The sequence below is a fragment of the Undibacterium sp. TJN19 genome, from assembly GCF_049339485.1.
Classification (GTDB): Bacteria; Pseudomonadota; Gammaproteobacteria; order Burkholderiales; family Burkholderiaceae_D; genus Undibacterium.
Window position 1 is genome coordinate 1,780,708 of sequence record NZ_JBMPPL010000001.1, and the last position, 12,616, is coordinate 1,793,323.

Here is a 12,616-nt window from a genome sequence, read left to right on the forward strand (position 1 = left end):
GTTTGCCGATATTTTCGTCTTAAAACCCTGTTTTTGTGTATTTTAAGGCTTGGCGCAATCGCAGACATCATTACCCTTGTCGAAAATAATGCGCCAGACGCCCGGGCTTTCCTGCCGCCAGATCGACGTGAATGTTGCGATCAGCTTGCCCTGCTGGTCTCTTACCGGGCCTGTACTTAAAGCCAGGTTGCCTGAACTGAGGACTTCTACGGTTTCAGGTGCCCATGAAAAGGGCGCAGCCGGGCCTTCATAAAAGCGTTTCCACGAAGCGGCGACCTCTTGCTTTCCATGCAAGTTTTTTTTCCCAGAAAAGAAGATCGCATCATCGGCCAGAAATTGGCTGAAGGCCTGATGATCGCGCGTTTCCATGGTTTTTGCGAAAGCCCGCTCAGTCTGCATGACTTGCCGCGTCAGTTCAGCGGTATCATCAGCAGCACTGGAAAGACTGGTGGTAATAGCCAGCACAACAAATAGCAAGCGGGATAAATAGTGGCCTGGCATGACATATCCTTTCAGATGAAACGGTGTGTGAAACCCGGGAGGAAAAGAGATTTAAAAGAAGCTGGCAATCTGCTCCAGTGGCTTTTTCTGGATATTTGGCACCTGGCAGTGTTCTGCCGGATAACCTACTACCAGCAAGATATATGGTTTTTCATTGTCCGGGCGTTCCAGCAACTGGTTCAGAAACCCCATCGGGCTTGGCGTATGCGTCAATGTCGCCAGACCGGCATGATGCAGGGCTGAGATTAAAAATCCCGTGGCAATCGAGACTGATTCAGGTACATAGTAATTTTTGACAGCGGTTCCGTCGTCCATCAAGGTGGATTTTTGACCAAAGATGGCGATCAGGCACGGAGCAGTATCCAGGAATGGCTTGTCGGCATCCGTACCCAGCGGGGCCAGTGCATCTTTCCATTCCTGGGGCGCACGGCGCTCATAAAATTCGCGCTCTTCAATTTCCGCTTCTACCCGTATCTTGTGTTTCAGGGCGGGATCGGCAACCACGGCAAAATGCCAGGGCTGGTGATTGGCGCCGGAGGGCGCAGTACCCGCAGTCAGCAGGCAGGCTTCTATGACCGCCCTTGGTACCGGCCTGTCAGAAAATTCGCGTATCGTCTTGCGGCGCTTCATATCTTCGTAAAAATTTTGTGCACGTTCTAGCATCTCGTTTTCGGGATAGGCCTGGTACGTCGATAATGGAATGAACTGCGGTGACCCCTGATTGAATGAAAGTTTGCTCATGGCTTGTTCCCTGCAATAAGTTGGAAAGAAGACGACATCGCTGATGGCATGCCGTCAGGTGGGTTTTTGCTAATCATTCCTGTTTCTTCTGAACGCCAGCCAACCGGCGATCACGGTAAACGTGGCAACGATGGCGACCACGATCCAGAAACCATTTTCATGCTGTGCCAGCGGTATGCCACCTACATTCATGCCCAGCAAACCGGCAATGATATTGATGGGCAGGGCCAGTACGGTGACAATGGTCAATACGAATAGAGAACGGTTATTTTGCTCGTTGACACTGGCGGCGATTTCTTCTTGCAATAGCTTGATGCGTTCTTGCAGCGAGGCCATATCGCTCAGGACCACAGCAAATTCTTCGGTCGACTGGCGCAGTTCCTGTACATCGCGTTCCGCCACCCAGACTGGCGGTCTTTGCAAAAGGCGAAACAGGGCAGCAGGTTCTGGTGCCAGCAATCTTTGCAGGCGTACCAGCACCCGACGCAATTCTCCCAGATTTGCCCGCCTGTGATTAAGCCGGTCAGCCAGCAAATGGTCTTCGATATCGTCGATTTTTTTGATGACATTGCGTACGATGCCGATCAGCACATCGGCCTGGTCACGCAACAAGTGCGTCAATAATTCTGTCGGTGAACTGAAATGCTCACCCTGGTTGACGGCATTGCGCAGCCTGTCGACAGATTGCAAGGGCTTGCGCCTGGCACTGATCATCATGTTGCTGGTGACGTTGAGCCATAAAGTGGCGATGTCGGATGCTTCAAAGGCAAAATCGTGGAGTACATCATTGACCACCGCAATCAGGCTGTGACCGGCATGTTCAATACGGGTGGAACGCGAACCTTCATGCAGGGTTTCGAAAAATTCCTCGGCCAGGTCAGCATATTCACGCAACCATTTTTCCGCTGCTACATTCGATAAATTAAAATGCAGCCAGACGAAAGAGTCGTCCAGTGCGCTGCGCCCTGACTGCATCCACTCCATGACTTCCTTGGTATGCATGATTTTGCCGGGCTGGTCGCGCGCAAATACATAACCGCAGATAAGTCCTGACTGATCTGATCCGTAAGAGAGTTGCTCTGTTTGCATGGGCTGTCCTGGCTGAAAAACTGGCCATATTGTAAATCAGGCCGGCTGCCCATATGAGACACTTTGATGACGTATCAGCAGTACGCCACCTCAAAAATCAGCGTAGGTGTCAGTTCAGGCGATCAGCATATTCTTGTACGCCAGCGAAGCCTGGCGTATGCATTCCTGGAAAGTCAGTGCGGCATGTGACAAAGGGCGGCTCTTGTTCCATATCATGCCAACCGGACTGGGCAACGGCCCCAGGTTCAACGGCAGGATTTGCAAGACCCCTTCAGCTACCAACTGGCGTGCGGCTGACAGAGACAACAAGCCCAGCCTGGGCGGTTCCATCAGCAAGGGAACATTGACGGAGCGCGAAACAGACTCGATAACATCAGTCGGCTTGTTCAGGCCATTTTTTGCCAGCAGGTTAACCATGCGCTGATGCGTGGGTGAGTCTTCCACTGACAAAATCCAGGGTAAATTATTTAAATCCATCCAGGTCAGGTTATCGCGATGGGCCAGCGGGTTCTTGCTGGAAGTGACGATGACCAGCGGGTCGTCATACAAAACTTCTTCCTGCAAATGTTCGGCAGCGCGTTCTGAAAAGACGCGGCCTATGATCATGTCGATTTTGCCTTCACGCAAATCCTGTAATTGCTGATCGACGGTACCATCCATTATACAAATCGTTACATTCGGCCAGTTGGTTTTCAGGATTTTGACAGCCTTGGGGATAATCGTCGTCGATACGACACTCAATATGCCCACCGTGACCTTGCCTACCGTGCCGGTGGCGAGCGAGCGCATTTCCTGATGCGCTTTTTGCAAGTTAAACAAAACTTCACGCGCATGCCGTATCAGGCATTCACCCGAAGGTGTTGGTTTTATACCACGTCCGGCACGCTCGAATAGTTTGACGCCTATCCCTTCTTCCATCTCACCCAGCATTTTGGAAATGGCTGGCTGGCTGACGTGCAAAGCCGCCGCTACCTGAGCAACCGTTTGCTTGTCAGCCAGTTCCACCAGCAAGCGCAAATGCTTGATTTTCAGGTGGCGGGCGAAATACTTTTCTATAGGCAATGAATCAATCATAACGATATGTATATATTTTTCCGTCAAATTCTCATTGGACGGTAATGAAATGGTAATGGGATGATACACGCATGAAACAAAGTGTAACAGCGTGTATATGACTATGGCGCGTGCAATGGCTGTTTATGGGCAATGCATATGCAACTTTGTTAAGCCTTTCTTTATTTCGACCACGATCCGGCAGCTCAGTTCAAGAAATGCCGGCTTCGTTCTCACTGCAATTTGAAGCGGTTCATGTATTCCCAAGGAGACCCTGGATGTTTTATCAAGAAAAGAAGTGCGCTTTTGCCGTGAAACTGGCCCTGGCCGTATTGTCTGGCGGCGTGCTGGCAAATGCGCAGGCGCAGGATGTGCAATCCGTACCGGCAGAAAAAGTACAAAAGGTTGAAGTGACTGGTTCTCACATCAAGCGTATTGATAAAGAAGGCACTTCCCCGATACAAACCCTGACATCCAAAGACATCAGCCAAAGCGGCGCAACGACTGTTGCCGAATTGTTGCGCACCATACCTGCCCTGGGCAGTGGTGGCGCATTTGATGCCGTTGATGGTGGTTTTTCGCGTGGCGTTGCGACGGCCTCCCTGCGTGGCCTGGGTTCAAGCTCTACCCTGATCTTGTTGAATGGCCGCCGCATGACGCCATCGGCATATGCCAATCCTAACCAGGGGCAGTCGACCCTGTACGACATCAACAGTATCCCTTTGTCGATGCTGGAACGCGTAGAAATTTTCAAGGATGGCGCATCGGCAGTGTATGGCTCTGATGCCATTGCTGGCGTTATCAACTTCATTACCAAGAGCGATTACCAAGGTTTTCAGGTAGATGCTACCATGGGCGCGAATGACGACAGGCAGTTCAAGAAGAAAAGTGCCAGTGCTTCTGCCGGTTTTGGTAGCTATGCGCAAGACGGCTATAACATCACTTTCAGTGCTGAAGTATCCAAGCGTGACAGGGTTGCTGTCAAAGATGCCAAGGATGTCGAAAAAGATTTGTACAGCGTGCTCAACAGCCGTCTGTCACCTTATTCCAGCTTCGCCAGTAACCAGCCTTTCTTCTACCGTGAGCGTAGCCCAGGCAGTAACACCTTCTTCTCTGCCAACGATGCAAACGTCGTCAACCGCGTGAATTGCGATCCATCACGTCTGGTCACCGGTGGAGCACAATACAATATTGCCACGACCAGTGCCTTGTACGGTCGTCAGTTCTGTAACTATAACCTCAACGATTATGCTGAAGTCCAGGGCGCAGCACAGGATGTCAGCCTGATGTCACGTGGCATGTATCAGATCAACGATACGATGTCGGCTTTTGCTGAACTGGCTTATTCCAAGACAGACCGTAACTACACCGGGCCATCGCGTACGATTGATGGCCGCACGCCATCCACAGCGTTTGCCTTGTCTGGCGCTGGCACACCGTTCCAGGCAGTTTTGCCGGTTGGCCACCCTGATAACCCGTTCCCAAAAGACCGGGCTGCTGTTGTCTATCGCTTTGAAGATATCCCAGGCGGTACCACCACGACCAATGAAGCCCTGCGTTTCGCAGCCGGCCTGAAAGGCAGCTTCAAGAGCTGGGATTGGGAAACAGGCGTTCTGTGGAACCGTTCCGAGCGTACCGATATTTCCAATGGCTTCTTGCTGGTACCAGAAATACAAAAGCTGATCAGCCAGAATATGTCATTGGCAGACGTGGCCAAACAACCTAATCTGAGCCGCCAGTTGAAAAGCGTCGGCGTTGCTGAAATTGCGCAGGCCGATTTCAAGGCCAGCACAGAATTTGGTAATCTCCCGGGCGGTGCGATTGGCATGGCATCCGGTGTTGAATTCCGCCAGGAAAAAATGACACTGACGCCAGATAACCTGACCAGCTCTGGTCAGGTACTGGGTCTGGCTAACCAGTTCATCCAGGGTCAGCGCAATGTCACCTCTGCTTTTGTTGAAGTACGTACACCGTTCCTGAAGAATTTTGAAATGGATTTTGCCGGCCGTATCGACAAATACCCTAGTTTTAAAACCAATTTTGTTCCAAAAGTGGGTGCAAAATGGACGGTCAATGACTCACTGGCTTTCCGTTCCACTTATGCACAAGGTTTCCGTGCGCCAGCATTGGTGCAGGTGACGGCAGGTGGTACACAGACGTTCCTGAACGGCCTGGTTGACCCTATTCGTTGCCCTGACGGTAAAACGCCATTGACTGGCGCAGACAGTACCGATTGCTCCAGAAGCATTTCGACCCTGATCCGTCAAAACGCCAACCTGAAACCTGAAACATCCAGAAGCTTCTCGCTGGGCATGGTGTTGTCACCTACGCGCGATTTCGACATCCTGGTGGATTACTACAACATCCGTAAGGAAGATGAAGTAGCGGCCTTGTCTTCTACGCTGATACTGAACAATCAGGATGCTTATCCAGGCACCGTGATCCGTGATACCAACCCTGTCAATTTCGTCAAGGACAAGAATGGCAATGTTGTTCCCAACTCCGGCCCGCTGATCTCCCTGCTGCGTAACTATATCAACCAGGGCAGTACTGTAGTAAGCGGCGTTGACGTTGAAATGGCCATGCGTAACAACCTGGGTGACAGCGGCAAACTTGATACCCGTCTGCGCACTTCCTACACGATAGAATACCGTCGTGCGGAAAAACCGGGCGATCCTGAAACCAACCTGGTTGGTACACGCGGCGGTATTTCCAACTTCTCTACCAGTGTCGGCGATATCCCCCGTCTGCGTGCCAGCCTTTCTTCTTCGTGGACGAAAGAAGCGCATACAGTCAATGGCGCAATTAACTTCGTTGGCGGCGTATCCCTGATGCGTTATACCAATGCAGCAGAGACTTATCCGGTTGCTTATTGCCACTACGGTTCTGGTCAGCCAGCGACTGCCACTTCACTGGGCGGCGTTGCCAAATACCTCACGTATGTACCGGAATGCGCCGTGGCAAGCTGGACTACTGTGGACCTGGGCTATACCTACAAGGGCTTCAAAAATGTGACACTCGGTGTTCGCGTACTCAATGCGCTTGACTCCAAGGCACCGTATGATCCAAGTTCCAGCTACACAACAACGGGTTACAACGATAGCTTGCACAATGCGTATGGCCGTGCGTTCAGCCTGAACCTGGGTTATGTATTTAAATAATCTACGCTGATACAAGTTGGTGAAAGAGAAAACAGGGGCTTCATGCCCCTGTTTTTTTAATTGTGTGTATATGCAGCAATGTGGCCTTGTATAATGTTTTATGGGAAAAATAGTGTTTTATCAGCATTTCTAAACGATTTTCCTTAATTTTATAGCTTACCCATATTGAAGCCGTTTCGTTTCCATCAGAGGATAGTGTATGTTTAATTGGTTTAACGCAAAGACTGCAAAAGATTTTGGCTTGCATCTTGCTGAATTTTTTATTGCCGAAATGCCGACAGAGATGGCAGCAAGAAAAGACAAGACGCTCAAGAAACGCATCAAAGTAATTCAAAAGATGGAAGCTAAAATTAAAGATTTCAGACAGGAACATAGTTTGAATATTTATAAAAAAGCGCAATTCGGCAACGCTTTCAAATGGCATCTGCTGGAACAGGGTTTCGACAAGGAAGTCGTAGAAGAAGTGACCAGTATCGTCATGCAAGAAATTGCCAAATAGAGTTCTGGCATGTTCAAGTTAATCAAAAATCTCTTCTCGTCTCCCAAAGAAGTCGCCAGTGAGCCTGTACAGGCCAACGTACTGAGCGCTACCGAATTGAAAGCAAAAGCGGATATTTTTTAAATGAAGGTCGCTTGCTGCAGGCCAAAGATTTATATGAACAGGCCGTGAAACTTGATCCAGATCTGGCAAAAGCCCACAGCATGCTGGGCTTTTTGTATCTGGAAGAACAAAATGCCCCGCGCGCAGAGGCTCACCTCACCAAGGCGCTGGCCCTTGATCCCGCGATTGCCGATGCCCACTATATGCTGGGTGGCATCCTGCTCGACAAGGGTGACATCGCCGCCAGCATTGACAGTTTTCAGCGCGCTATCGCGCTCGATAAAAGCAACCCCATGCTCTACCGTGACCTCGGCATGGCGTATATCTTGCTCGGTAAACAGCTGGAAGCCAACGCGATTGTCGACGAGGGACTGACACTGTTCCCTGATTTCTGTGAGCTGCATTACTACAAGGGCAATTTATATTCCCTGCAACTGGATTATGCTGCCGCAGAGCTTTGTTTTTCCCGCGCACTGGCGATGGAAAAAACGGCACTGATGTTGTACACCGATCTGGCCAATGCCCAGGCGCAGCAAAATAAAATTGAAGAGGCGATAAAGACTTATCAATCGGCACTGATACAGTTTCCCGATGCCGGTGAAGTCAGGATGAGTGTGGGTATTTCCCAGCTTTTGATTGGCGACTATGCCAACGGTTGGCAAAATTTTGAAATGCGTTTCAAATCCAGTTTGCTGGATTTTATTTCGACACTTCCCAAAAATGTACGCTGGACAGGTGAACAGGATCTGACCGGGAAAGACCTGCTGCTGATTACCGAAGAAGGCTTTGGTGACACGATACAATTCATACGATTTATTCAATTACTGAAATCGAAAAACTGCAATCTGCATATTGTCGCCAGCAAACCAATGCAAGCCTTGCTGAAAAATATGGAAGGTATTCAAAAGGTATATGATTTCAATGAAGAAACGACCTTTGATTACTACCTGCCTTTGATGAGTCTGCCTTTGGTACTTGGTACTACAGTTGCTACCATTCCCTCTGCTGTTCCCTATATTACAAGTGACGCAGAGTGTGTCGTGAAATGGCGCGAAAAACTGGGTGTGGGGAAAAACAGGCCAAGAATAGGTATAGCCCTGACGGGTAACCCGCAGCATAAAAAGAATAAGACCAGATCGATTGAACTGCAATCAGTTGTCAGCCTGTTCGAACTTGATGCGGATTTTATTATTCTGCAAAAAGATTTAGCAGAAGGTGATCAGGCGGTTTTAGACAATTATTCCAATGTCCGGCATTTTGGCCCGGATATGCATGATTTTTCAGACACGGCCGCTTTGGTTGAACTGGTCGATCTGGTCATTTCGGTTGATACTTCGATAGCCCACCTTGCCGGTGCCATGGACAAACCAGCCTGGGTGTTGATTGAACATAATCCTGACTGGCGCTGGATGTTAAACAGGACAGACAGCCCGTGGTATCCATCTGTGCGCCTGTTCCGGCAAGCCAAGGTCAGGGATTGGGATACGGTGATTGAAGACGTGAAGCAAGCGTTTCTTGCAGAAAGACAAACCTCACTATAGACATTTTGGAGTAAATGCCTTTCCTGTCTTCGCCGCGCGGGGCGAAGACAGGAAAAGCCGTATATTTAGCATCAGGCAGCCATCACAAATTCGGTGCCAGCCAGCGTTCCACTTCTTCCTTGGGCACATTGCGCCGTTCCGCCATATCAGTAACCTGGTCATCGGCAATTTTACCTACGCTGAAATATTTCGATTCAGGATGGGCAAAGTAAAAGCCCGATACTGCTGCGCCCGGTATCATGGCCCACGATTCAGTGATGTACATCTCGATTTCTTCACATTGCATCTGCTTGAACATCTCGGTCTTGACTGTATGTTCCGGGCAGGCAGGATAGCCAGGCGCAGGGCGTATGCCTTTGTAGTTTTCCTTGATCAGGTCTTCATTGCTCAAGGCTTCATCGGCGACATAACCCCACAGGTCTTTACGCACGCGTTCATGCAGGTATTCGGCAAAGGCTTCGGCCAGGCGGTCGGCAAGGGACTTCAGCATGATGCTGCTGTAGTCATCATGCGCGTCTTCAAAGCGCTTTTCATACTTTTCTATACCCAGGCCAGCGGTCACGGCAAACATGCCTATATAGTCCTTGATGCCGCTGTCTTTTGGCGCGATGAAATCTGACAGGCACTGGTTGGGCCTTTGCACGCCATCGATGATGGGTTTCTCGGTTTGCTGGCGGGTGCCGTAATAAGTCAGCGCTACCTGGCTGCGGGTGTCGTCGGTATAGATTTCTATATCGTCGTCATTGACGGTATTGGCAGGCAGCAGGGATACCACACCATTCGCCGTCAGCCAGCGGCCTTCGATGATTTTCTTCAGCATGGCCTGGCCTTCGGCAAATACTTTGGTCGCAGCCTCACCGACGATTTCATCGGTCAATATTGCCGGGAAAGGTCCGGCGAGGTCCCAGGTTTGAAAGAATGGACCCCAGTCTATGTAATTGGCAATCGTCGCCAGATCAATATTCTTGAACAGGCGGCGACCGATGAATTTGGGTTTGACCGGCGTATTGCTACCAGTGAAATCCACTTTCATTTTATTTGCACGGGCCTGCGCCAGTGTAACCATGGGTGTGGCTTTTTTATTCGCATGCTGCGTGCGGATGCGGTCGTAATCGCTACCCAGATCAGCGATGTACTGGTCGCGGCTTTCCGGCGTCAGCAGTGATTGTGCAACAGATACCGAGCGTGAGGCATCAGCAACATACACCACCGGGCCTTCATAATTAGGCGCAATCTTCACAGCAGTATGGGCACGGCTGGTAGTCGCGCCGCCGATCAGCAATGGGATCTTGAGCATGCGGAAATGCGGGTCGCGTTGCATCTCTTTGGCGACGTAAGCCATCTCTTCCAGCGAAGGTGTGATCAGGCCGGACAAGCCTATGATGTCGGCATTTTCTGCCTTGGCCTTGGCCAGAATTTCTGAACAGGGCACCATCACGCCCATGTTGACGACTTCAAAATTATTACACTGCAAGACCACGGTGACGATGTTCTTGCCTATGTCATGGACATCGCCCTTGACGGTGGCGATGACGATCTTGCCCTTGGGCTTGTTGTCACCGCTGCGTTTCTTTTCTTCTTCTATGTAAGGGATAAGATGGGCGACTGCCTGCTTCATGACGCGGGCAGATTTGACCACTTGCGGCAAGAACATCTTGCCCTGACCAAACAGGTCACCGACGATATTCATACCCGCCATTAACGGGCCTTCAATGACCTGGATAGGGCGGCCACCTGCGTCCATGATGGCGGCACGGGCTTCTTCGGTATCTTCGACGATCCAGTTGGTGATGCCGTGCACCATCGCATGTGACAGACGTTTTTCTACTGGTTCGTTACGCCATTCCAGCGTGGCTTCTTCTTTCTTGCCGCCAGCTTTCAGCGTGGCAGCAATTTCTATCATGCGCTCGGTCGCGTCTTCCCGGCGGTTCAAGACCACGTCTTCAACACGCTCGCGTAATTCAGCATCGAGCTCACTATACACACCGACCATACCGGCATTGACGATGCCCATGGTCATGCCTGCCTTGATGGCATGATAGAGGAATACCGTGTGTATCGCTTCACGTGCCGGGTCATTGCCACGGAAAGAAAAACTCACGTTCGAGACACCGCCGCTGATCTTGGCACCGGGCAGGTTCTTGTGTATCCAGTCCGTCGCTTCAATAAAGTCGACAGCGTAATTATTGTGTTCTTCAATACCGGTGGCGACTGCGAAAATATTCGGGTCAAAGATAATGTCTTGTGGATCAAAATCCAGTTTGTCGACCAGCAGGCGATAGGCACGTTCACAGATTTCCACTTTGCGTGCATAGGTATCTGCCTGGCCTTTTTCATCAAAGGCCATGACGATGACGGCTGCACCGTAACGCTTGCACAACGTGGCCTGACGCAGGAATTCTGCTTCTCCTTCTTTCATGGAAATCGAATTGACGATGGCCTTGCCCTGTACGCATTTCAGGCCTGCCTCGATGACTGTCCATTTCGACGAATCGATCATGATGGGCACGCGGGCGATGTCAGGTTCGGACGCGATTAGGTTCAGGAAGCGTGTCATCGCTGCCAGCGAATCCAGCATCGCTTCATCCATATTGATGTCGATGACTTGCGCGCCGTTTTCTACCTGCTGGCGGGCGACTGCCAGGGCTTCATCATATTGCTCATTCAAAATCAGGCGGGCAAACGCCTTTGAGCCGGTGACGTTGGTACGTTCACCAACGTTGACAAACAAGGAGCTTTCATCAATCGTGAACGGCTCCAGACCAGACAGGCGCATCGCTGCCGGTACGGTCGGGATGTCACGTGGCGTGCGGGTTTGCAGGATGTCGGCAATCGCCTTGATATGGTCAGGCGTGGTACCGCAACAGCCACCGGCGATATTGATGAAACCGGCTTCGGCAAATTCTTTCAACAAGGCTGAGGTATCGGCTGGCAATTCATCAAAGCCGGTATCACTCATGGGGTTGGGCAAACCGGCATTCGGGTAAATACAGACAAAGGTGTCGGCAATTTTCGACAGTTCTTCTGCATACGGGCGCATCAGGGCTGCACCAAGGGCGCAGTTCAGGCCTACGGTCAGCGGTTTTGCATGACGTACCGAATTCCAGAACGCTGGTACCGTCTGGCCCGACAGGATACGGCCAGACGCATCGGTTACCGTGCCAGAAATCATGATGGGCAGGCGGGTGCCGGTTTCTTCAAAAAACTGGTCGATGGCAAACAACGCGGCTTTACAGTTCAGCGTATCGAAAATGGTTTCGACCAGCAGCACATCGGCACCGCCTTCGACCAGGCCGCGGGTTTGCTCAAGGTAAGCTGCTACCAGCTGGTCGAAAGTGACGTTACGTGCCGCCGGGTCATTCACATCGGGCGAAATTGATGCGGTCTTTGGCGTAGGGCCGAGAGCGCCTGCGACATAGCGTGGTTTGTCTGGTGTTGAATATTTATCGCAGGCCGCGCGCGCAATTTTGGCAGAAGCGACATTCATCTCATAGGCCAGATGCGCCATGTGGTAATCATCTTGCGCGACCGTGGTCGCACCAAAGGTATTGGTTTCTATGAGGTCGGCACCGGCAGCCAGGTATTGCTCATGGATCTCAGAAATGACATGCGGCTGTGTCAGCGACAGCAATTCATTATTGCCCTTGACGAAAAGTTCGCGCACGGTTTCAGAGCCTGTAAAATCCTTGAACCGTTCGCCGCGATAATCTTCTTCCGTCAATTTATAGCGCTGTATCATGGTACCCATCGCACCATCGAGTATGAGGATGCGCTTTTGCAAAATGGCGCGTAAACGGGTTTCGAGGGCAGATACAGGCAGGGTCGTAGTCATGATGTTTACTCGCATTAATGCAAAAACCCGATCGGCTCATGCTGCTGGCGGATCGGGCGACGTCCTTTTAGCAGCATTTATTACGCGCCCGCAATCT

Annotated in this window: 8 protein-coding genes; 3 read left to right on the forward strand and 5 right to left on the reverse strand. The window is 50.8% G+C overall.

Annotated features, from left to right (window positions below):
• Positions 1 to 42: 42 nt before the first annotated feature.
• The 4 genes from ACO0LH_RS08080 to ACO0LH_RS08095 all read right to left on the reverse strand — a co-directional run bounded on the left by ACO0LH_RS08080 (position 43) and on the right by ACO0LH_RS08095 (position 3,405).
• Complete coding sequence (locus tag ACO0LH_RS08080) at positions 43 to 501, reverse strand: YybH family protein (protein WP_422940521.1); 459 nt, start codon at positions 499 to 501, stop codon at positions 43 to 45.
• A 51-nt stretch (positions 502 to 552) separates the two neighbouring features.
• Positions 553 to 1,242 (reverse strand): nitroreductase family protein, encoded by a 690-nt coding sequence (locus ACO0LH_RS08085; protein ID WP_422940522.1) that lies wholly within the window; start codon positions 1,240 to 1,242, stop codon positions 553 to 555.
• 69 nt (positions 1,243 to 1,311) lie between these two features.
• The gene (locus ACO0LH_RS08090; protein ID WP_422940523.1) at positions 1,312 to 2,331 is read right to left on the reverse strand and encodes a transporter; all 1,020 of its coding nucleotides are present in this window, start codon (positions 2,329 to 2,331) and stop codon (positions 1,312 to 1,314) included.
• A gap of 114 nt (positions 2,332 to 2,445) precedes the next feature.
• Positions 2,446 to 3,405 carry a LysR family transcriptional regulator gene (locus tag ACO0LH_RS08095; protein WP_422940524.1) on the reverse strand — a complete coding sequence of 320 codons (960 nt, stop codon included), beginning with the start codon at positions 3,403 to 3,405 and terminating at the stop codon, positions 2,446 to 2,448.
• A gap of 257 nt (positions 3,406 to 3,662) precedes the next feature.
• On the opposite strand from ACO0LH_RS08095, the gene ACO0LH_RS08100 reads away from it, so the two are divergent.
• From ACO0LH_RS08100 to ACO0LH_RS08110, 3 genes are all read left to right on the forward strand, one after another.
• Complete coding sequence (locus ACO0LH_RS08100) at positions 3,663 to 6,545, forward strand: TonB-dependent receptor plug domain-containing protein (RefSeq protein ID WP_422940525.1); 2,883 nt, start codon at positions 3,663 to 3,665, stop codon at positions 6,543 to 6,545.
• 199 nt (positions 6,546 to 6,744) lie between these two features.
• Positions 6,745 to 7,044 (forward strand): hypothetical protein, encoded by a 300-nt coding sequence (locus ACO0LH_RS08105; RefSeq protein WP_422940526.1) that lies wholly within the window; start codon positions 6,745 to 6,747, stop codon positions 7,042 to 7,044.
• Between the two features lie 167 nt (positions 7,045 to 7,211).
• A complete protein-coding gene (locus ACO0LH_RS08110) occupies positions 7,212 to 8,687 on the forward strand; it encodes a tetratricopeptide repeat protein (protein WP_422940527.1) in 1,476 nt (491 codons plus the stop codon).
• A gap of 82 nt (positions 8,688 to 8,769) precedes the next feature.
• Here the strand turns inward: ACO0LH_RS08110 and metH are convergent, their stop codons facing one another.
• A complete protein-coding gene (gene metH / locus ACO0LH_RS08115; protein WP_422940528.1) occupies positions 8,770 to 12,519 on the reverse strand; it encodes a methionine synthase in 3,750 nt (1,249 codons plus the stop codon).
• Positions 12,520 to 12,616 lie beyond the last annotated feature (97 nt).